General features: G+C 57.9%; 18 protein-coding genes and 4 tRNA genes. 7 read left to right on the top strand and 15 right to left on the bottom strand.

Going from position 1 to position 19,464, the window contains the following annotated elements; translation table 11 throughout:
* Nucleotides 1–34: 34 nt before the first annotated feature.
* The gene (gene pldA / locus KHQ23_RS08460) at nucleotides 35–895 is read right to left on the bottom strand and encodes a phospholipase A (RefSeq protein ID WP_002883408.1); all 861 of its coding nucleotides are present in this window, start codon (nucleotides 893–895) and stop codon (nucleotides 35–37) included.
* A 152-nt stretch (nucleotides 896–1,047) separates the two neighbouring features.
* On the opposite strand from pldA, the gene yigI reads away from it, so the two are divergent.
* Nucleotides 1,048–1,512, top strand: a complete 465-nt coding sequence (gene yigI, locus KHQ23_RS08455; protein WP_002883404.1) for an acyl-CoA thioesterase YigI — start codon at nucleotides 1,048–1,050, stop codon at nucleotides 1,510–1,512.
* 48 nt (nucleotides 1,513–1,560) lie between these two features.
* Nucleotides 1,561–2,454 (top strand): EamA family transporter RarD, encoded by an 894-nt coding sequence (gene rarD / locus KHQ23_RS08450; protein WP_004187777.1) that lies wholly within the window; start codon nucleotides 1,561–1,563, stop codon nucleotides 2,452–2,454.
* A gap of 43 nt (nucleotides 2,455–2,497) precedes the next feature.
* Here the strand turns inward: rarD and corA are convergent, their stop codons facing one another.
* The 8 genes from corA to KHQ23_RS08415 all read right to left on the bottom strand — a co-directional run bounded on the left by corA (nucleotide 2,498) and on the right by KHQ23_RS08415 (nucleotide 9,412).
* Nucleotides 2,498–3,448, bottom strand: coding sequence for a magnesium/cobalt transporter CorA (gene corA, locus KHQ23_RS08445; protein ID WP_002883400.1), 951 nt, complete (start codon nucleotides 3,446–3,448; stop codon nucleotides 2,498–2,500).
* Between the two features lie 150 nt (nucleotides 3,449–3,598).
* The gene (ysgD, locus tag KHQ23_RS26610) at nucleotides 3,599–3,655 is read right to left on the bottom strand and encodes a YsgD/CorL family protein (protein ID WP_349815745.1); all 57 of its coding nucleotides are present in this window, start codon (nucleotides 3,653–3,655) and stop codon (nucleotides 3,599–3,601) included.
* Nucleotides 3,656–3,803: 148 nt separating this feature from the next.
* Complete coding sequence (gene uvrD / locus KHQ23_RS08440) at nucleotides 3,804–5,966, bottom strand: DNA helicase II (protein ID WP_002883398.1); 2,163 nt, start codon at nucleotides 5,964–5,966, stop codon at nucleotides 3,804–3,806.
* A 63-nt stretch (nucleotides 5,967–6,029) separates the two neighbouring features.
* Entirely contained in the window at nucleotides 6,030–6,746 is a 717-nt protein-coding gene (gene yigB / locus KHQ23_RS08435) for a 5-amino-6-(5-phospho-D-ribitylamino)uracil phosphatase YigB (RefSeq protein ID WP_002883397.1), read from the bottom strand.
* The gene (xerC, locus tag KHQ23_RS08430; protein ID WP_002883396.1) at nucleotides 6,746–7,648 is read right to left on the bottom strand and encodes a tyrosine recombinase XerC; all 903 of its coding nucleotides are present in this window, start codon (nucleotides 7,646–7,648) and stop codon (nucleotides 6,746–6,748) included. The genes yigB and xerC overlap by 1 nt, the downstream gene beginning before the upstream one ends.
* The gene (locus tag KHQ23_RS08425) at nucleotides 7,645–8,352 is read right to left on the bottom strand and encodes a DUF484 domain-containing protein (RefSeq protein WP_002883395.1); all 708 of its coding nucleotides are present in this window, start codon (nucleotides 8,350–8,352) and stop codon (nucleotides 7,645–7,647) included. The genes xerC and KHQ23_RS08425 overlap by 4 nt, the downstream gene beginning before the upstream one ends.
* The gene (gene dapF, locus KHQ23_RS08420; protein WP_073553616.1) at nucleotides 8,349–9,173 is read right to left on the bottom strand and encodes a diaminopimelate epimerase; all 825 of its coding nucleotides are present in this window, start codon (nucleotides 9,171–9,173) and stop codon (nucleotides 8,349–8,351) included. The genes KHQ23_RS08425 and dapF overlap by 4 nt, the downstream gene beginning before the upstream one ends.
* A gap of 35 nt (nucleotides 9,174–9,208) precedes the next feature.
* The gene (locus KHQ23_RS08415; protein ID WP_002883392.1) at nucleotides 9,209–9,412 is read right to left on the bottom strand and encodes a lipoprotein; all 204 of its coding nucleotides are present in this window, start codon (nucleotides 9,410–9,412) and stop codon (nucleotides 9,209–9,211) included.
* Nucleotides 9,413–9,558: 146 nt separating this feature from the next.
* On the opposite strand from KHQ23_RS08415, the gene cyaY reads away from it, so the two are divergent.
* Nucleotides 9,559–9,879 (top strand): iron donor protein CyaY, encoded by a 321-nt coding sequence (gene cyaY / locus KHQ23_RS08410; protein ID WP_002883389.1) that lies wholly within the window; start codon nucleotides 9,559–9,561, stop codon nucleotides 9,877–9,879.
* Between the two features lie 133 nt (nucleotides 9,880–10,012).
* On the opposite strand, the gene cyaA is transcribed toward cyaY, so the two are convergent.
* Nucleotides 10,013–12,565 carry a class I adenylate cyclase gene (gene cyaA / locus KHQ23_RS08405; protein ID WP_002883383.1) on the bottom strand — a complete coding sequence of 851 codons (2,553 nt, stop codon included), beginning with the start codon at nucleotides 12,563–12,565 and terminating at the stop codon, nucleotides 10,013–10,015.
* A 357-nt stretch (nucleotides 12,566–12,922) separates the two neighbouring features.
* Here cyaA and hemC point away from each other — a divergent pair, with 357 nt between their 5' ends.
* The 4 genes from hemC to hemY are packed head-to-tail and all read left to right on the top strand — an operon-like array spanning nucleotide 12,923 to nucleotide 17,004.
* Complete coding sequence (gene hemC / locus KHQ23_RS08400) at nucleotides 12,923–13,864, top strand: hydroxymethylbilane synthase (RefSeq protein WP_002883381.1); 942 nt, start codon at nucleotides 12,923–12,925, stop codon at nucleotides 13,862–13,864.
* Nucleotides 13,861–14,601, top strand: a complete 741-nt coding sequence (hemD, locus tag KHQ23_RS08395) for a uroporphyrinogen-III synthase (RefSeq protein ID WP_002883380.1) — start codon at nucleotides 13,861–13,863, stop codon at nucleotides 14,599–14,601. The genes hemC and hemD overlap by 4 nt, the downstream gene beginning before the upstream one ends.
* A gap of 21 nt (nucleotides 14,602–14,622) precedes the next feature.
* Nucleotides 14,623–15,804, top strand: coding sequence for a uroporphyrinogen-III C-methyltransferase (hemX, locus tag KHQ23_RS08390; protein ID WP_004150429.1), 1,182 nt, complete (start codon nucleotides 14,623–14,625; stop codon nucleotides 15,802–15,804).
* A gap of 3 nt (nucleotides 15,805–15,807) precedes the next feature.
* The gene (gene hemY, locus KHQ23_RS08385) at nucleotides 15,808–17,004 is read left to right on the top strand and encodes a protoheme IX biogenesis protein HemY (RefSeq protein WP_009483984.1); all 1,197 of its coding nucleotides are present in this window, start codon (nucleotides 15,808–15,810) and stop codon (nucleotides 17,002–17,004) included.
* Nucleotides 17,005–17,465: 461 nt separating this feature from the next.
* Here the strand turns inward: hemY and KHQ23_RS08380 are convergent.
* The 5 genes from KHQ23_RS08380 to KHQ23_RS08360 form a co-directional block, all read right to left on the bottom strand.
* Nucleotides 17,466–17,542, bottom strand: a tRNA-Pro gene (locus KHQ23_RS08380).
* 42 nt (nucleotides 17,543–17,584) lie between these two features.
* A tRNA-Leu gene (locus KHQ23_RS08375) sits at nucleotides 17,585–17,671 on the bottom strand.
* 23 nt (nucleotides 17,672–17,694) lie between these two features.
* A tRNA-His gene (locus KHQ23_RS08370) sits at nucleotides 17,695–17,770 on the bottom strand.
* A gap of 55 nt (nucleotides 17,771–17,825) precedes the next feature.
* A tRNA-Arg gene (locus KHQ23_RS08365) sits at nucleotides 17,826–17,902 on the bottom strand.
* Between the two features lie 102 nt (nucleotides 17,903–18,004).
* Nucleotides 18,005–19,390, bottom strand: coding sequence for an amino acid permease (locus KHQ23_RS08360; protein WP_002883322.1), 1,386 nt, complete (start codon nucleotides 19,388–19,390; stop codon nucleotides 18,005–18,007).
* Nucleotides 19,391–19,464 lie beyond the last annotated feature (74 nt).

Raw genomic sequence — 19,464 nt, 5'->3', positions numbered from 1 at the left:
CTATTTTCAGCGCCTGCGAGCCAGAGTGCAACGATTAAAACAGATCGTTGAGCATTAGCCCGACGCCGACGCGCGTTTGGTTAAAGTTATAGTCGATAAGCGACTCGCCATAGCCGCTGTAGATCTGCGTATAGGCGCGAACATGTTTGGTAATGGGATAGCTCACGCCAAGTTCCGCCCCGCCGTAGCCGGTGTTCCAGTTGTATTGCCCCTGCGCGCTGAGGATCGCCTCTCCCAGCTGGTAGCCCACCTTCAGCCGGTAATAGCCCATATATTTGGTGATATCCGGGTTATCATCGGTGTTGCCCACCACATACCAGGGCTTCACTTCCACCAGCCAGTTACCGTTTTGCGCCATCAGGCGGGCATAAAGCCGATTCCAGCTGCGCGAGGTGGGGTCGGAACGCCCATTCGAGTCGTGGTTATACCCCATCTCGATATCGCGCAGCGTCCAGCCGGCAAACTGGTAGTCGGTCGCAAAGCCCAAAAACAGCTGGGGTTCATAATTGGTTTCGCGAAACGGCGCCGACTCTTTGCTGTTAGAGAGCTGCCACCAGGATTTCTGGGTATAGGACGCGCCCAGCAGCGAATTATCGCCCAGGATACCGCGCCACAGCGGGAACGCCAGGCTTAGCTGAAACTTCACTTCATCTTTACGGGCATTTTCGGCCCAGTCATAGCTGCGGATCGCCTCTTTATTGAGGTCGCTGGTCCACGTATAGAGCAGATAGTTGCTCTCATAAGGGTAGAGCAGGAAAGGATTATCATGGTCCTGGAGCAGGTTGGCGATAATGCTGCCGCGCACTGCCGGTTTGTCGTGTACCGACGCGTCCTGCGCCATAACACCGGCCGGTAGCGCGCACAGCGCCACCAGGCAGGCCAAAGAGATACGCATGCTGGTCTCCTGAAAAATAGTTTTTATTTTTGTTTAACCTGAAGCCATTCTACCTGTTTATTAATCACCTGCCCCCTAATCCGCTCCGAAAGTGGAAATCAATATTTTAGAAGCATAAAATCAACATTTTATTAACGAATGGAACCGGTGTTATGTCTGAACTTACTGCCGAAGCAGCCCTGAAACTGGTAGGGGAGATTTTCGTCTATCACATGCCGTTTAACCGCGCCCTCGGTCTCGAACTGGAACGCTACGAAAAAGCGTTTGCCCAGCTTAGCTTTAATAATCAGCCGATGATGGTCGGCAACTGGGCGCAAAGCATTCTGCATGGCGGGGTGATCGCCTCCGCGCTGGACGTTGCCGCTGGCCTGGTCTGCGTCGGCAGTACCCTTACCCGCCATGACACCATCAACGAAGAAGAGTTGCGCCAACGGCTTTCCCGTATGGGAACCATCGACCTGCGCGTGGACTACCTGCGTCCGGGCCGCGGCGAACGTTTTACCGCCACTAGCACCCTGCTGCGCGCCGGCAATAAAGTGGCGGTTGCCCGCGTGGAACTGCATAACGAAGCTCAGGTCTATATTGCCAGCGCAACGGCCACCTATATGGTGGGTTGATTGGCCAAAATCGAGTAACATCACTCTCTTTGGCAATGGATTTTACCGATGGATGCGAAACAGACGCGGTTGGGGATCATTCTGGCCCTCGCCGCCTACTTTATCTGGGGTATCGCGCCAGCGTACTTCAAACTTATCTACTATGTTCCCGCCGATGAAATTCTAACCCATCGCGTGATCTGGTCTTTCTTCTTCATGGTGGCGCTCATCAGCGTCAGCCGCCAGTGGCCACAGGTGAAAAAGCTGCTGAAAACGCCGCGCAAGATCTTCCTGCTGGCGCTCTCGGCAGTGCTGGTCGGCGGTAACTGGCTGTTGTTCATCTGGGCGGTGAATAACCACCATATGCTGGAAGCCAGCCTCGGCTACTTTATCAACCCGCTGGTGAATATTTTGTTGGGGATGATTTTCCTCGGCGAACGCTTCCGTCGTCTGCAGTGGCTGGCGGTGCTCCTCGCCTTTTGCGGCGTGCTGGTCCAGCTGTGGACCTTTGGTTCGCTGCCGATAATCGGTCTTGGGCTGGCTTTCAGTTTTGCCTTTTACGGCCTGGTGCGAAAGAAAATTGCTGTCGATGCGCAAACCGGCATGCTGGTGGAAACGCTGTGGCTGCTGCCGGTGGCGGCAATCTGGTTGTTCGGCATCACCGACAGCCCGACCAGCCATATGGGCGAGAACCCCTGGTCGCTCAATCTGCTGCTGATGGCCGCGGGCGTGGTGACCACCATCCCTTTGCTGTGCTTTACCGGGGCGGCAACGCGTCTGCGGCTCTCCACGCTGGGCTTTTTCCAGTACATCGGCCCAACGCTGATGTTCCTGCTGGCGGTGACGTTCTACGGCGAAGTGCCGGGCAAGGATAAAATGGTGACCTTTGGCTTTATCTGGGTCGCGCTGGCGGTGTTTATCGTCGATGCGCTGTATACCCAGCGCCGGTTGCGCAGAGGCTAAGCCTGCATCAGCCAGTAAAGAAGGGAGCCGACGCTCCCTTTTTTTACAGCCAGTTTTTACGCTTGAAGTAGAGATATGGCGCCAGGCCGGCCAGCATCATAAACACGATGGCTCCCGGATAACCAAAGCTCCAGTGTAGTTCCGGCATAAATTCAAAGTTCATCCCGTAGCTGGAGGCCACCAGAGTTGGCGGCAGGAATACCACCGAGACCACCGAGAAGATCTTGATGATGCGGTTCTGCTCGATATTGATAAAACCCATCGCCGCCTGCATCAGGAAGTTCACCTTCTGGAACAGCGATTCGTTGTGCGGCAGCAGAGATTCGATATCGCGCAGGATCTCCCGCGCCTGCTCCAGCTGGCCCGCCGGCAGGCGCGCCTTGCGCACGAGGAAGTTCAGCGCGCGCTGGGTATCCATCAGACAGAGTCGCACCTTCCAGCCGATATCTTCCAGTTCCGCCAGCGTCGACAGCGCTTCGTCGTACTCGTCGCCCTGATGGCCTTCCATAATGACGCGGCTCAGCTTTTCCAGGTCGCTGTAGATGTTTTCAATTTCATCCGCCAGCTGCTCGATTTTGGTCTCGAACAGGTCGAGCAGCAGTTCGTAGGCGTTGCCGTCGACCAGCGTCTGGTTACGCACGCGCATACGGTAGAGGCGGAAAGCGGGTAGTTCGCGCTCGCGCAGCGTGAACAGGCGGCCTTCGCGGATGGTAAACGCCACGGTAGAGTTGCCGGCGTGATCGTCGGCATCTTCAAAAAAGAAGAACGAGTGGATGTGTAACCCGTCTTCATCTTCAAAGAAACGCGCGGAGGCTTCGATATCTTCCAGTTCCGGGCGCGTCGCCAGGTTTTGACCCAGTTCCGTCTGCACGCGGCTTCGCTCATCGTCGTCAGGCTCGACCAGATCGACCCACACCGAGCTGGCGAGGTGTTTGATCTCATCGGCTTCCAGGCGCGTTAAACGATTGTTTTCCAGTTGAAATGCGCTCAGCATGACCGGGACTCCCAATGCAAAAAAATTATCGGACAGTTCGGTGGGCACACAGAAACAAATTGGGTTTCAGACCATTAAGCCTGACTCAGCGCGACGGGAATGGGGCAGGTCGCTGACAACCGCTAAGGCTATCAGCATAAGAGGATAGCCTTAGGAGTTGTTCCTGAATGACAGGAAGTTGAGCCAGCATCTACTGGGTGTGTCCAAGGCGAATGTCCTCTTAGCGTAATCGTGCGCGCATGTTACGCCAGCGCAAAATCGGCGTCAACACGCAACGGAACGCGAAAGCGCAAATCAGGCGCCTTAACGTATAAAGGTAGCAGAATATTACAAAATAATGATATTTTTCTTAAAGTTACACTGCCTCCAGCCGGGCGTAAGCCGCCACCAGCCATTTGATTCCCTGGCCCTGAAAAGCCACCTGCAGTCGGCTGTGCTCGCCGCTGCCTTCGAGGTTGACAATAGTGCCTTCGCCAAACTTCGGATGCCGTACGCGCTGGCCTAACTTGTAGCCGGTATCGCTCTCGGCAATCGGCGCGCCCAGTCGCTGATGGTTTACCGGGCGGCTCACCGTGGCTCGCAGACGCACTTCTTCTACGCACTCCTGCGGCAGCTCGCCGATAAAGCGCGACGGGCGGTGATAAACCTCTTTCCCGTACAGACGGCGGGTTTCCGCATAGGTCAGCGTCAGCTTCTGCATGGCGCGCGTTACGCCGACGTAGGCCAGGCGACGCTCCTCCTCCAGGCGGCCGCCTTCATCAAGGGCCATCTGGCTCGGGAACATCCCTTCTTCGACGCCGACGATGAACACCTGCGGGAACTCCAGCCCTTTCGCCGAGTGCAGGGTCATCAGCTGAACCGCGTCCTGCCAGGTGTCCGCCTGCCCCTCGCCCGCTTCCAGCGCGGCGTGGGAGAGAAACGCCTGCAGCGGCATCAGATCTTCATCTTCTTCGTTGTAGCTGAACTGGCGCGTCGCCGTCACCAACTCCTCTAAGTTTTCAATACGGGTCTGGCCCTTCTCGCCTTTCTCCTGCTCGTACATCGCGCGCAGGCCGGAGTCTTTAATCACCCGATCGGTCTGAACGTGCAGCGGCATATCGGTGGTCTCCTGCGCCAGCGCGTCAATCAGCTCCATAAAGCGCTGCAGGGCGCTGGCGGCGCGACCGGCCAGCGCTTTTTCTTTCAATAGCTCACGACTGGCCTGCCACAGCGTCAGCTGGCGATCGCGCGACGTCTGGCGCACCACGTCCAGCGTGCGGTCGCCAATGCCGCGGGTCGGCGTATTGACTACGCGCTCAAAGGCCGCGTCGTCGTTGCGGTTGGCGATAAGGCGCAGGTAAGAGAGCGCGTCTTTGATTTCCTGACGCTCGAAGAAGCGCATGCCGCCGTAGATACGATACGGCATGCTGGCCTGCAGGAGGGCCTCTTCCAGCACACGCGACTGGGCGTTACTGCGATAGAGAATGGCGCATTGCTCCAGCGCGCCGCCGTTCTCCTGCCAGGTTTTAATTCGGTTCACCACAAAGCGCGCTTCGTCGAGATCGTTGAAGGCGCAGTACAGCGAAATCGGCTCGCCGTCGGCGCCGTCGGTCCACAGCTTTTTGCCCAGCCGACCGTTGTTGTTTTCAATCAGGGCGTTGGCAGCGCTAAGAATATTGCTGGTTGAACGATAGTTCTGCTCCAGGCGAATAGTTTCCGCGCCGGGGAAGTCGTTAAGGAAGCGCTGAATGTTCTCGACCTGCGCGCCGCGCCAGCCATAGATAGACTGATCGTCATCGCCGACGATCATCACCTTGCCGGTATCGCCCGCCAGCAGGCGGATCCAGGCGTACTGAATGTTGTTGGTATCCTGGAATTCATCGACGAGGATATTGGTGAAGCGCTCGCGGTAGTGCTGCAGGATATGCGGTTTGTTCAGCCACAGCTCGTGGGCGCGCAGCAGCAGCTCGGCGAAATCCACCAGCCCGGCGCGGTCGCAGGCCTCCTGGTAGGCCTGATAGACCTTCTGCCAGGTCTGCTCGACCGGATTGCCGTAGCTCTGAATATGATGCGGGCGCAGCCCTTCATCTTTCTGGCTGTTGATGTACCACATCGCCTGGCGCGGCGGCCACTGTTTCTCATCGAGGTTCATCGCCTTAATCAGACGCTTCAGCAGACGCAGCTGGTCTTCGCTGTCGAGGATTTGGAAGTCCTGCGGCAGGTTGGCATCCAGATGGTGCGCGCGCAGCAAACGGTGCGCCAGGCCGTGGAAGGTGCCTACCCACATGCCGCCCTGGGTGGTGCCCATCAGCTGGCCGATACGGTGACGCATCTCCGCCGCCGCTTTGTTGGTAAAGGTCACCGCCATAATGGAATACGGGGAACAGTTCTCCACGCTCAGCAGCCAGGCGATACGGTGCACCAGAACGCGCGTCTTACCACTGCCCGCCCCTGCCAGAACCAGCATATTGGTGCGCGAGGCCGCTACGGCTTCACGCTGTTTGTCATTAAGGCTGTCGAGCAGGTAAGAAACGTCCATTGGCACCGCCGGAAGAGAAGGGGTTCCACGAACCCCTGTTAATATATACAGAGTGACTGGTGATTATATCAGCGAGGTCAGAGATGCCAACCGTGAAATTTCAATATGCGGCAGCAGGCGGCTGTCCGCGGTGTGCATCAGGTCCGCGCCTTGCGGTTTGATCCAGCAGGCCTGCATCCCACAGCGAATAGCGCCGGCCACGTCGGTAGTCAGATCATCGCCGACGTGCAGAATCTGCCCGAGCGGCACATTCAGACGCTCCGCCGCAAGGTGGTACATGTCGGCAAACGGCTTGGAGCGGCCATCCGGCCCGGCGCGCAGCACGAAGCGGAAATAGTCGCTCAGACCGAACAGTTCCGGGCGGGCGTTGCCATTGGTAATCGCCACCAGCGGCCACTTCTTCGCCAGCTTCGCCAGCGTATCGTGCGTTTCCTGCGGGACATCGACGCGGCTGCGCCAGTGGGCGAAGTGTTCCATCGCCGCATCGGCCCCCGCTTTCGCCGCTTCGGCGGAGAGCCCGGCATTACGCATACCTAACTCCAGCGCACGGTGGCGCCAGACGGTCACGTCATGATAAATCTCAGGTTCAGCAGCCAGCAGCGTCTGACGCAGCTGATTAAGCTCATGGGCGTCGAACTGGCTGAGCGAAGGATGGTAGCTGCGCACAAAGGCTAGCGACTCGTGCATCGTCCGGTCAATCACCGGGCGGTTATCGTAAAGGGTATCGTCCAGGTCAAACGTCAGCGCGGAAATCTGGCCCAGAGGTCGGTAAAAACGCATTATTTCCCCCGTTTAGCGCGCGGATGCGCGGCATCGTACACCGAGGCAAGGTGTTGAAAATCAAGATGGGTATAGATTTGGGTGGTGGAGAGGTTAGCATGCCCCAGCAGCTCCTGCACGCCGCGCAGATCGCCGCTCGACTCCAGCATATGGGTGGCAAAGGAGTGGCGCAGCTTGTGCGGGTGCACATGGCTGTTCAGCCCCTGCTTAATCCCCCACTCGGCGAATCGCTTCTGTACGTTGCGCGCCGAAATACGTTTGCCCAGCTTCGACAAAAACAGCGCGTCGTCGTCGGTACCGAACAGGCCGCGCAAATCCAGCCAGTGCTCAATCCATGCCACCGCGTTGCGACCGATCGGTAAACGGCGCTCTTTGCTGCCTTTGCCCATCACCCAGACCTCACCGCTTTCGAGATCGAGGTGTTTGATATCCAGGTTGACCAGTTCGGACAAACGCAATCCCGCGCCGTACATCACCTCCAGCATCGCCCGATCGCGCACCGCCAGCGGATCGTTGAGATCGATATCCAGCAGTCGATTGACGTCATCGACGTCAATATTTTTTGGCAGGTGGCGGGGAATTTTCGGCGCGGCAATCCCCTTCGCCGGATTGGCGCTGAGCTCGCCCTGGCCGACCAGCCAGTCGAAGAAACTGCGCAGCGCCGACAGGCGAAGCGCCAGGCTTGCCGGGCCTAACCCCGCGCGGCGACTACGCACCGCAAAGCTTCGCACCTGAGCGGCATCGCACTGCGACCAGCTTTTCAGGCCCGCCTCATCCGCCAGGGCGATCAGCGCGTCCAGCTGTCGCTGGTAATTCAGTAACGTGATCGGGCTGAGCTGGCGTTCAACGCCAAGATGGCGAAGAAAGCGGGCGACGGCGGAGAAGAGAGGAGAATCGGTCATGCGCGTTCAATCCAGCGCTCCAGCAGGCCGGGCAGCATCTGGGCAATCTCCTGCAACAGCTGCGTCCCCTGCCCTGGCTGATAATGCTGCGCATCGCGGCTGCTGAAGAGCATCACCCCCGGGGCATTATCGCCCCCCAGCAGCGATATCGCCACAGACCCAATGGCCTTCGCCTCCGGCAGCACCACCAGCAGCTCCGGGCCGTTCAGCGGTCCAAGATAGTGGCGCGCCTGGCCCAGACGTTGAATACGGATCGGCTCAAACGCCTGCCGGTTTAATGCCAGATGGGTAAACTTCGAGGGCGCGCCGAGGCGCCAGCAGTCAGGAAACAGGCGCACCGTGGCGCCCGCCAACCCCAGCTCGCGTGCCCAGCGGTGAAGGCGGTTGAGCATATCGTCGAGGCTCTCCGCCGCCGCCAGCCGCGTTTGCAGCTGCAGCAGGCGCTGGAACAGGCTTTCATTAGCGACCGCCTGCTCCATCAGCAGCGACATATTCTCTTCCAGCACATGAATATGGTTACGCGCCCGCATCATGTGCCACTCCACCAGCGAAATCGTACCGCGTACCGGATGCGGGACGCGGAGATGTTCGACCTGGGCGGCATTACGAATAAAAAATTCAGGATGTTGCAACAGATAGTCCACCACTGCGCGATCGTTCAACGCGCTGGCAACCTCCTGCTGTTCTTCCCCGATTGGTTTCATAAATGAATAAATCCATCATAGACATGGGCCGCCGGGCCGGTCATAAACAGCGGCTGGCCCGGGCCTTTCCAGGCGATATCAAGACGACCGCCGGGTAATTCCACGCGTACCGTTTCCGCCAGCAGCCCCTGCTGGATCCCCACCGCCACCGCGGCGCAGGCGCCGCTGCCGCAGGCCTGGGTTTCCCCCGCGCCGCGTTCGTAGACGCGCAGACGGATATGAGACCGGCCGACCACCTGCATAAAGCCGATATTGGCGCGCTCCGGAAAACGCTCATGTCTTTCCATTACCGGGCCGAGAGTTTCCACCGCCGCCGTATCCACATCATCAACCTGGATGACGCAGTGCGGATTTCCCATGGACACCACGCCGCACAATACTGTCTGCTCGGCGGCACGCATGATATAGGTCTTTTCCGCTTTGTTGGCGCGGAACGGCACCTGGGACGGCTCGAAGTTGGGCTCGCCCATGTTCACCCGCACCAGATCGTCTTCCGTTACGCTTAATACCATACGCCCGTTGGCCGTACTCACGCGGATATCACGTTTATTGGTCAGGCCTTTCAGCCGGACGAAGCGGGCAAAACAGCGCGCGCCGTTGCCGCACTGCGACACTTCGCTGCCGTCGGCGTTAAAGATCCGGTAGTGGAAATCCAGATCCGGATCGTAGGGCGGTTCGACGACCAATAGCTGATCGAACCCGACGCCAAGGTGGCGATCCGCCAGGCGGCGAATCAGCTCCGGCGAGAAAAAAACATTCTGCGTTACCGCGTCAACGACCATAAAATCGTTGCCAAGGCCATGCATTTTAGAGAACTGCATCATCTACTCCAGTTGCGCGGAACAGAACGTTATCGTTAGTAATTGACCTGGCTCGGACCACCGGTATCGCCACGATCGTTACGATCCGGCGTTGCGCTCTGAATGCCAGGGTTAACCGGTTTGGTCGGCGGCGGCGCGGTTTTGTCCGCCGGTGGGAAATAGAGAGGCCCTTTCAGACCGCAGCCGGTCAGGCTGAAGATCGCAAACAAAACGGCAAGCGTAGGAAAAACGTTTTTCATTGATAGTTGCCCGTGATTCATTCTTTCTGCTTTCTATCATCGCAGGAGAAGACGTAAAAGCAAGCCTTTAGCATCCGACTGCGCGCGCTTTTGTTTCGCGCTATACTGCGACCCATCTTCAAAAATCAAAAAAGCAGAATCAAATTATGAACGACAGTGAATTCCATCGCCTGGCCGATAGCCTGTGGATGACCATCGAAGAACGTCTGGACGACTGGGACGGCGATAGCGACATCGACTGCGAAATCAACGGCGGCGTGCTGACCATCAGCTTTGAAAACGGCAGCAAAATCATTATTAACCGTCAGGAGCCGCTGCACCAGGTGTGGCTGGCCACCAAACAGGGCGGCTATCACTTCGATCTCAAAGGCGACGAGTGGATCTGCGATCGCAGCGGCGAAACCTTCTGGGATCTGCTGGAGCAGGCGGCGAGCCAGCAGGCCGGTGAGACGGTGAAATTCCGTTAATGACGTGTTTCCCGGATAGCGGCGCATCGCGCCTTATCCGGGCTACCCGACGACTTAGAACCGTAGCCCTGCTAAGCGCAGCGCCAGCAGGGAATATCTGCGGATAGCGGCTCACGCCTTATCCGGGCCAAATCTACGAGTAGCGCTGCTGCAGCACCGGCGAGGCGGTAACGTCCTGGCTGGTGGGTATCGCGGCGGCAATCGCCTGAGTGCGGAAAGGGATCACCTGGGTGCGCCCGTCTACCTCGACAATCTGATAGAACTGCGGCAGGTTGAAGTTGATAAAGCTGGAGCCGTAGGTGAAACGATCGTGCGATGACGAATAGAAGCGGCTGACGTCGCGCACCAGCTCCTCTTTACTGCCCTCGCAGTGATGATAGACCTCGGCGCGGTTGCTCTCATCAAGAATATAGATGTTAAAGCCGCTGTCGTTGTTATCCGCGTCTTCAAAGAAGAACTGAATAATCCCTTCGCTGGCGAAGCCATCCACCACCGCCGGCAGCTTAACGTGATTGGTTTCCACCTGCACCGACAGCCCGTGCAGCTTGTTGTGCGAGATAGCGCCGTAGAACTCAATGGCGTTTTCCAGCTTCTGCACCGAAACGTTAAGCCGCTCGAAGAACAGCCCCCACGTCTGGCCGGAGACGCGCAGCGCTTTGAAGCGCCCGGTATCCTGGCGGGTACTGGAGAGACGCAGTTCGATACATTCGGAGATCATCTGCTGTACGCGGGTGCGGATCAGGCCGCGCAGGTGCTGGCTATAGCAGAACACCTCCACGCTGTCCGGCGGCGCGGCGTCCTGGTGCATTTTGCCGAGGATCGTTTTCAGCGCCTCGATCATCGCCTGCTCGCCGTTAAAGTGCAGCGTACGCACTTCGTTCCACGAGTTGCGATACAGCAGGTCGACGCTGCCGATCAGGCATTTTTGCTCTTCGCCGAAGCTGAAAACATCCAGCTTACGGAAATCGAAGTGCACCACCTGGTTACGGAAGGCCGCGGTTGGGTCATATTCGAGGTTGACGATAATCGCCAGGTGGCGGATTTCGCACGGGCTGTACAGCGCCTTTGGCGTCGGCGCCGGCAGGCGCAGCGGGAAGTGGTGCGACACGTCGGCCACCATCTCCTGCAGCTTCGCCAGATCGACGATGCCGTTGCCCTTAATAAACAGGCGGGTGCGTGAGGTCAGCAGGCCGTTAAACCAGGCCCAGGCCACCAGCTTATTAAGATAACGGTTATATTCCAGCGGCTGATGGCTGATGATCGATTCCATGTCCGGCGCGCGGTTGTACAGATACCAACCGGTACGGTTGGCGCGGCCCGGCGGCACGTGGATAAAGGTCAGGTTCGGTTCCGACAGATCCGGCGAAATTTGCGGGTTTACCAGCGTCACTTTCCCCGGCAGCGCTTCAAAGGCCGCATACAGCTTACGGGTCAGCACGCCAATATCCTGCGGGCTGGCGGAGACGCTAAGGTTATTGCGCCGCGCGAAGCGGATCAGATTACGATAGCTCTGCATCATGGCGTCGAGCAGTTCGTTGTGCGCCTTGCGCACTTCATCGATTTTCCAGTTGGCGCGGTTGTCGAGCATCATCAGACGCTTTTCGTCCCAGCCCCAGGCATTCACCAACTGGCTGACGACTTCGCGACGCCAGCCGACGCAGGCGCGTTCGCGGCTGAGTTTTTCACAAACTTTCAGGTAGAAGCAGCGGCGCACCAGATCGAGGCGGGTTTCATCTTCGATGGCCTGCAGATAGGTGGTCACGCGCTCCAGCATCATGCAGTACGGGTCGAGGCCGAAGGAGACAATCTCCCCGTCGTGCAGACGCTGTTTGATATCTTTCGCTAACAGGCGGTTATTGGGGTATTCCCAGGAGTAGGCTTCCAGCAGCAGCGTTTTCAGCACCGCTTTATAGGGGGAGTCGATACTTTTATACAGCTGCCACAGGCTGGCGCCGAAGTACTCTTCCGCCGACAGCGAACTGAGGCCGCCGAGATCGAGCCATTCGTTAGGCGTCAGCACGCCCTGGGCATACAGCCCCATCACGTAATCATCGTAATGCTCTTCTTCATCGCACGGCACCATATTCCACAGAATACGCTTGCCGGCGAGGCGCACCGCGGTGCGGTAGAACTCATCAAGCAACAGGATATGCTGGGTCGAACCGCAGTCTTCGCCGCCGAGGCTACCGCTTTCGTTATGACGGAAACGGTTTTCGTCGATCAGGAAGAAGCTGACTTCCACGCCGAGCGAGGCAGCCCAGCTCTCAAGCAGGCTGCATTTTCGCTGCAGCAGCTGGCGCTCTTCGCTATCCAGCCAGGCCTGGTGACATACCCAGATATCAAGATCGGAAGAGCAGCTCTGGCCGACGGAGGAAGTACTGCCCATCGAGTAGACGCCGGTGATCGGCAGCTCGCCTTTCGGCGGCTCCTGAGTCTGCATACCGCGATGCAGTTCCAGTTCCTCAAGATAGTGGCGTTGGGTTTCATCAGGCGTGTAGAGGCAAATGCCACGGGGAACGTTACCGTCAAGGTAACCCGGCATCAGCGGGTGATGATAATGTAATAACGTTGGCAGTAGACTGTAAACCTGCTGGAAAGCGGGTCCCATGGCAGCAAGCGCGCGATCCACGCGCAATTGGTTGATGGCATCCAGTCTCTGTTTCAGTGTCTCAATATAGAGGTACAAGACATATCGCCTGATGTTCAAAAACCCGAGGTACAATAGTACGGAGGATTTCAGTATTTCAACAAAAACCGTCACCATTCGTCGTCGGTGTGGTTGTGATGAGCAGCGGACTGACAAATGGTTTAAAACGTGATCAATTTAACACCTTGCTCATTGACCGTAAAGAAAGATGCGCTACATACAAGTGTAGCACCGTTTATTACCTGTAAATTCCTCACTACGCCTCCGGCAACCGCCACGCGCATGAAAGGTTAAAAAAGAGTGGGCCGGAGCCACCTCCCACATAAACCGTGAAAACTAACATCCGTAAGACAACAATGTTAGGATGGATAGTGGTCGATAATGACGGTAACAAGCATGTTAGACAAAGTTTTGAAAATTGCCACACGGCAAAGCCCGCTTGCGCTATGGCAGGCGCAGTATGTTAAAGCGCGCCTGGAACAAGCGCATCCCGGACTGAAGGTCGAGCTGGTGCCGATGGTCACGCGCGGGGATGTCATCCTTGATACTCCGCTGGCAAAGGTGGGGGGCAAAGGCTTATTTGTGAAAGAGTTAGAGCTCGCCATGCTCGAAGGGCGCGCCGATATCGCCGTCCATTCGATGAAAGATGTGCCGGTGGAATTCCCGGAGGGCCTGGGGCTGGTGACTATCTGCGAGCGCGACGATCCGCGCGACGCGTTTGTCTCCAATCGCTATGCCTCGATTGACGAACTGCCGGCCGGCAGCGTCGTTGGCACGTCAAGTTTACGCCGTCAGTGCCAGCTGGCCGCCACCCGTCCGGACCTGGCGATCCGCTCTCTGCGCGGTAACGTCGGTACCCGGCTGAGTAAGCTGGATAACGGCGAGTACGACGCCATCATCCTCGCCGCCGCCGGCCTGAAGCGCCTGCAGCTGGAAGCGCGTATTCGCCAGCCGCTGTCGCCTGAGCAATCTCTGCCGGCGGTCGGCCAGGGCGCGGTCGGCATCGAATGCCGTCTTGATGATGCATGGACCCGGGGGCTGTTAGCGCCTCTCAACCATACGGAAACGGCGGTGCGCGTGCGCGCCGAGCGGGCGATGAACACCCGCCTCGAAGGCGGCTGCCAGGTGCCGATCGGCAGCTATGCGGAACTGAAGGACGGGGAACTGTGGCTGCGGGCGCTGGTTGGCGCTCCGGATGGTTCACAGCTGGTGCGCGGCGAACGACGCGGGCCAGCGGAACAAGCGGAAGCCCTCGGCATCTCGCTGGCGGAAGAGCTTCTGGATAATGGCGCCCGCGAGATTCTCGCGGCGGTTTATGATGGAGAAGCCCCGCGATGAGCATCCTGGTCACTCGTCCACTACCGCAAGGAGAAGCGCTGGTCAGCCGTCTGCGGGCCATGGGACGCGTGGCCTGGAGCTTTCCGCTGATAGAATTTACGCCCGGCAGGGAGCTTCCCGCGCTGGGCGATGCGCTTGCCCGACTGGGTCCCGACGATCTGCTATTTGCGCTATCCCAGCATGCGGTGGAATTCGCCCATGCCCGTCTGCAGCAGCAGGGCCTGCCCTGGCCCACTTCTCCGCGCTATTTTGCCATTGGCCGCACGACGGCGCTGGCCCTCCATACGGTCAGTGGGCAGCATATCCATTACCCGTTAGATCGGGAAATTAGCGAAGTCTTGCTACAATTACCTGAATTACAAAACATTGCCGGGAAAAATGCGCTGATCCTACGCGGCAATGGCGGGCGGGAACTCTTAGGCGCGACGCTGACCGAGCGCGGCGCCAGGGTCACATTTTGTGAATGTTATCAACGTAGTGCAAAACATTACGATGGCGCAGAAGAAGCGATGCGCTGGCAATCTCGCGGAGTCACCACGCTGGTGGTCACCAGCGGCGAGATGCTGCAGCAGCTATGGTCGTTAATACCGCAATGGTATCGCGAACAGTGGCTCCTGCACTGCCGCGTTGTCGTTGTCAGCGAACGTCTGGCCCTTCAGGCCCGGGAACTGGGCTGGCAGGAGATTCAGGTTGCCGATAGCGCCGACAACGATGCGCTGCTACGCGCATTACAATAACTCTCAACATTGGAAGCCATAATGACGGAACAACAAAATCAATCCGCCGTGGTTGAAGAGACCAGGGAGGCCGTGGAGACCACACCACAGCCAGAGAACACTGAGAAGAAGAAGGCAGGCAATAAAACCAGCCTGGCGCTCAGCGCGATCGCTATCGCCATTGCGATAGCCGCCGGCATCGGCCTGTATGGCCTGAATAAACAACAGGCCACGCGGCAAAACGCAACTACCTCTGAATTAGCAAGCCAGGTCGCGGCGCTGCAAAAAGCGCAGGAAAATCAAAAAAGTGAACTGGAAGGTGTTATCAAACAGCAGGCCGACCAGCTAAACGAAGCCAAACACCAGCAGGAGACGCTGGCCAAACAGTTGGATGAGCTGCAGCAAAAAGTGGCGGTGATTTCCGGTAGCGATGCCAAAACCTGGCTGCTGGCCCAGGCCGACTTCCTCGTCAAGCTGGCGGGACGTAAGCTGTGGAGCGATCAGGATGTCACCACCGCCGCCGCGCTGCTGAAAAGCGCTGACGCCAGCCTCGCCGACATGAACGACCCAAGCCTCATCGGCGCCCGCCGGGCGATCACCGACGACATCGCCACCCTCTCCGCGGTAAGCCAGGTGGACTATGACGGCATGATCCTCAAGGTTAATCAGCTGGCGAACCAAATCGATAACCTGCGGCTGGCCGATAATAACGATGACGATTCGCCGATGGACGCTGATAGCGATGAGCTTTCCAGCTCTATCAGCGAATGGCGCGTCAACCTGCAGAAAAGCTGGCAGAACTTTATGGACAGCTTTATCACCGTGCGCCGCCGCGATGAAACGGCGGTCCCGCTGCTGGCGCCGAATCAGGATATCTATCTGCGGGAAAATATTCGCTCTCGCCTGCTGGTCGCCGCGCAGGCAGTTCCGCGCCATCAGGAAGAGACCTGGAAACAGTCGCTGGATAACGTCTCGACCTGGGTACGCGCCTATTATGATACCGATGACGCCACCACCAAAGCCTTCCTCGACGAGGTGGATAAGCTCAGTCAGCAAAGCATTACCATGACGGTGCCGGAAACGCTGCAGAGTCAGGCGTTGCTGGAAAAACTGATGCAGACCCGAGTGCGCAACCTGATGGCGCAGCCTGCCGTTACCGCGGGCGGCGCGCCTTCGCCCGCACCTGCTGCGCCGGCCGCCCCCGCTGCGCCGCAAGGAGAGTAACGCATGCTGAAAATTCTTTTACTCTTCGCACTGTTGATCGCCGGGATCGTGCTCGGCCCGATGATCGCCGGGCATCAGGGCTACGTCCTGATCCAGACCGATAATTACAATATCGAGACCAGCGTGACCGGGCTGGTGATCATCCTGATCCTCGCCATGGTGGTGCTGTTCGCCATTGAATGGCTGCTGCGCCGCATTTTCCGCACCGGGGCGCATACGCGCGGCTGGTTTGTCGGCCGTAAACGCCGTCGCGCGCGTAAGCAAACCGAGCAGGCGCTGCTTAAGCTGGCGGAAGGTGATTACCAGCAGGTTGAGAAGCTGATGGCGAAAAATGCCGATCACGCCGAACAGCCGGTGGTGAACTATCTGCTGGCGGCGGAAGCGGCCCAGCAGCGCGGCGATGAAGCGCGGGCCAACCAGCATCTGGAGCGCGCCACCGAGCTGGCGGGCGATGACCTGATCCCGGTGGAAATCACTCGCGTTCGCCTGCAGCTGGCGCGTAATGAAAATCACGCTGCGCGCCATGGCATCGATAAGCTGCTGGAAATTACCCCGCGTCATCCGGAAGTGCTGCGCCTCGCTGAACAGGCATACACCCGCACCGGCGCCTGGCAGTCGCTGCTGGACATCATTCCGTCGATGGCGAAAGCTAACGTCGGCGATGAAGCGCACCGCGCGGCGCTGGAACAGCTGGCCTGGGTTGGCCTGATGGATAAAGCGCTGGCCGATGGCGGCAGCGAAGGACTACGCGAATGGTGGCGCAACCAGAGCCGTAAAACGCGGGCGATGGTGCCGCTGCAGGTGGCGATGGCCGAGCGCCTCATCGAGAGCGACGATCACGATACCGCGCAGCAAATTATCATTGATGGTCTGAAGAAACAGTATGATGACCGTCTGGTGATGCCGATCCCGCGTCTGAAGACCAATAACCCGGAACAGCTTGAGAAAGTGCTGCGCCAGCAGATCAAAGCCGTTGGCGACCGTCCGCTGCTGTGGAGCACCCTGGGCCAGTCGCTGATGCGGCACGGCGAATGGCAGGAGGCCAGCATCGCCTTCCGCGCCGCGCTTAAGCAGCGTCCGGATGCCTTTGATTACGCCTGGCTGGCGGATGCCCTGGACCGCCTGCATCAGCCGGAAGAAGCCGCCGCTATGCGCCGCGATGGACTGCTGCTGACGCTGCAGAATAATCCTCAGCCATAACCTGGCATGGCTATCGCCTCCTGCGGGGCGATAGCCCTTCTCCCCCGCCTTCACATTGACGGATCCCTGAAAGAAAAAAACGCCTGCGCTGAAATCAGGGCAGGCGTTAAAACAGGTCTGTTTGACAACAAATTGGGTGCTTCACTCAACGTAATGTCCATGGTGTTTGATGAGGCATAAATGCGACATCTGTCAGTGGACGATAAGCACCGTAAGAACGGCTCTGCATCATTCCGGAGTTTATGAGGCACGAAGGCGAACATAAGAGATGGAATGAGCATCTACCCGGTTATTATCGCACAGGATCCGGGGAAATTGCATCTACCACAGTGATGAATTGAGAGTTTTCCTGACGCGTATTCTTAAGCAAAGAGAAGATTTTTTATCAGCAAGATCAGAGAAATAAGAGATGGCGGACGGCAGCAGAAAACAAAAAACCCCGCCGAAGCGGGGTTCAAAATTGGTCGGCGAGAGAGGATTCGAACCTCCGACCCACTGGTCCCAAACCAGTTGCGCTACCAAGCTGCGCTACTCGCCGAAATACTGCTTTTTGAATTTTTAGTTCAATTCGTTAAAGTCGTGGTGCGAGGGGGGGGACTTGAACCCCCACGTCCGTAAGAACACTAACACCTGAAGCTAGCGCGTCTACCAATTCCGCCACCTTCGCAAATTCACAACTCTATCAAATAATGGGGTGGCTAATGGGATTCGAACCCACGACAACTGGAATCACAATCCAGGGCTCTACCAACTGAGCTATAGCCACCACTGCAAACCTTTTACGCGGTATTAAAACCACCGCAGCTCCAGCACCGGGTTAATGGTGCGCCCGACAGGATTCGAACCTGAGACCTCTGCCTCCGGAGGGCAGCGCTCTATCCAGCTGAGCTACGGGCGCTTAGCGCCGTTGCGGGGTCGGATAATACGGACTTCCTACCCCGCTGTCTAGTGCCTTTTTAAAGAAAATTATCGTTTGCTCATGCTTTGTTCGTTTTGACGGTTATTCAGCCGTATTATTGACTTGCCCCTGTCTTCCGAGGCCAAACACCTTATAAATCAGGGTGACGGCGGCCAGAAAAATAATGCCGACGAAGAGCGACATGCGGGTTTCATCATTCAGTCCCATCCCGACCAGCACGCAGATCAGGAAGGCCATCGTGAAATAGTTGGCCCACGGAAACAGCAGCGAACGGAACGGATGGCTGGCAATCGCCGCCTGATGCACGCGACGGAAACGCAGCTGACTAATCAGGATCACAAACCAGGGCACCATCCCCGGCAGGACGCTGGCGCTATAGACATAGACGAACACCCGCTGCGGATTAGGAATAATGTAATTCAGGCAGGAGCCCACCAGCAGGATCAGAATCGACAGCGCCACACCGACGGACGGAACGCCGTTGCGCGATACCTTACCGATCGCCGCCGGCAGCTGACGGTTCTTCGCCAGGGCGTACAGCATACGTCCGCAGCTGTACATTCCGCTGTTGCAGCCGGAAAGCGCTGCCGTCAGCACCACGAAGTTGATAATTCCCGCCGCCGCGGTAATACCGATCTTGGCAAACGTCAGTACGAACGGGCTGCCGTTGGAGCCGATTTGATCCCACGGGAAGATAGTGACGATAACAAAAATCGCGCCGACGTAGAAAATCAGGATTCGCCACAGCACTTTGCCCACCGCGCTGCGCAGCGTCACCTGCGGGTTTTTCGCTTCACCTGCGGTAATGCCGATGAGCTCCACCCCCTGATAGGACGCGACCACGATACACAGCGCCGTCAGGAAGCCCTTCCAGCCGCCAGCAAAGAAACCACCATGTTCGGTGAGATTACCAAAACCGATGGAGTGGCCGCCGTTGCCAAAGCCGAAGAAAATGACGCCCAGACCCACGACGATCATCACGATAATGGTGGTCACTTTTATCATGGCGAACCAGAACTCGATTTCACCGTATAGCCGGACCGCCGCAAGGTTCGCCAGCGCCACCAGTCCCACAGCAATTAACGCCGGGATCCACTGCGCCATCTCCGGGAACCAGAACTGCACATAGACCCCGATGGCGGTAATCTCCGAGATCCCCACCGCCATCCACATAAACCAGTAGGACCACGCGGTCAGATAGCCGAAGAAGGGGCTCATATAGCGATGCGCATACACCGCGAAGGAGCCAGTGACAGGCTCAAGGAACAGCATTTCGCCCATTGAGCGCATAATGAAAAAGACGAACAGGCCAGCGATAATATACGCCAGCAGCACGGAAGGCCCAGCCCATTTCAAGGTACTGGCCGCCCCCATAAACAACCCCACGCCAATCGTCCCGCCAAGGGCGATCAGTTCAATATGCCGGGCCTCCAGTCCACGCTGGAGCTCCGCTTTTTTCTCAGTCATATATCCTCTTGTGTTTGCCGTATTCCGGGTACTCCCGGTTATTGTTATTAACTGAAACCATAGCCTTGCCGACG

Origin of the sequence: Klebsiella sp. 64, from assembly GCF_018223915.1 — a bacterium.
GTDB classification, from domain to species: Bacteria; Pseudomonadota; Gammaproteobacteria; order Enterobacterales; family Enterobacteriaceae; genus Klebsiella; species Klebsiella pneumoniae.
This window is presented reverse-complemented; position numbering and strand designations above follow the sequence as displayed.

Bases quoted from the DNA above. Each gene is read 5' to 3' on its own strand.
- pldA (WP_002883408.1), bottom strand. From the start codon at position 895: ATGCGTATCTCTTTGGCCTGCCTGGTGGCGCTGTGCGCGCTACCGGCC.
- yigI (WP_002883404.1), top strand. From the start codon at position 1,048: ATGTCTGAACTTACTGCCGAAGCAGCCCTGAAACTGGTAGGGGAGATT.
- rarD (WP_004187777.1), top strand. From the start codon at position 1,561: ATGGATGCGAAACAGACGCGGTTGGGGATCATTCTGGCCCTCGCCGCC.
- corA (WP_002883400.1), bottom strand. From the start codon at position 3,448: ATGCTGAGCGCATTTCAACTGGAAAACAATCGTTTAACGCGCCTGGAA.
- uvrD (WP_002883398.1), bottom strand. From the start codon at position 5,966: ATGGACGTTTCTTACCTGCTCGACAGCCTTAATGACAAACAGCGTGAA.
- yigB (WP_002883397.1), bottom strand. From the start codon at position 6,746: ATGCGTTTTTACCGACCTCTGGGCCAGATTTCCGCGCTGACGTTTGAC.
- xerC (WP_002883396.1), bottom strand. From the start codon at position 7,648: ATGACCGATTCTCCTCTCTTCTCCGCCGTCGCCCGCTTTCTTCGCCAT.
- KHQ23_RS08425 (WP_002883395.1), bottom strand. From the start codon at position 8,352: ATGAAACCAATCGGGGAAGAACAGCAGGAGGTTGCCAGCGCGTTGAAC.
- dapF (WP_073553616.1), bottom strand. From the start codon at position 9,173: ATGCAGTTCTCTAAAATGCATGGCCTTGGCAACGATTTTATGGTCGTT.
- KHQ23_RS08415 (WP_002883392.1), bottom strand. From the start codon at position 9,412: ATGAAAAACGTTTTTCCTACGCTTGCCGTTTTGTTTGCGATCTTCAGC.
- cyaY (WP_002883389.1), top strand. From the start codon at position 9,559: ATGAACGACAGTGAATTCCATCGCCTGGCCGATAGCCTGTGGATGACC.
- hemC (WP_002883381.1), top strand. From the start codon at position 12,923: ATGTTAGACAAAGTTTTGAAAATTGCCACACGGCAAAGCCCGCTTGCG.
- hemD (WP_002883380.1), top strand. From the start codon at position 13,861: ATGAGCATCCTGGTCACTCGTCCACTACCGCAAGGAGAAGCGCTGGTC.
- hemX (WP_004150429.1), top strand. From the start codon at position 14,623: ATGACGGAACAACAAAATCAATCCGCCGTGGTTGAAGAGACCAGGGAG.
- hemY (WP_009483984.1), top strand. From the start codon at position 15,808: ATGCTGAAAATTCTTTTACTCTTCGCACTGTTGATCGCCGGGATCGTG.
- KHQ23_RS08360 (WP_002883322.1), bottom strand. From the start codon at position 19,390: ATGACTGAGAAAAAAGCGGAGCTCCAGCGTGGACTGGAGGCCCGGCAT.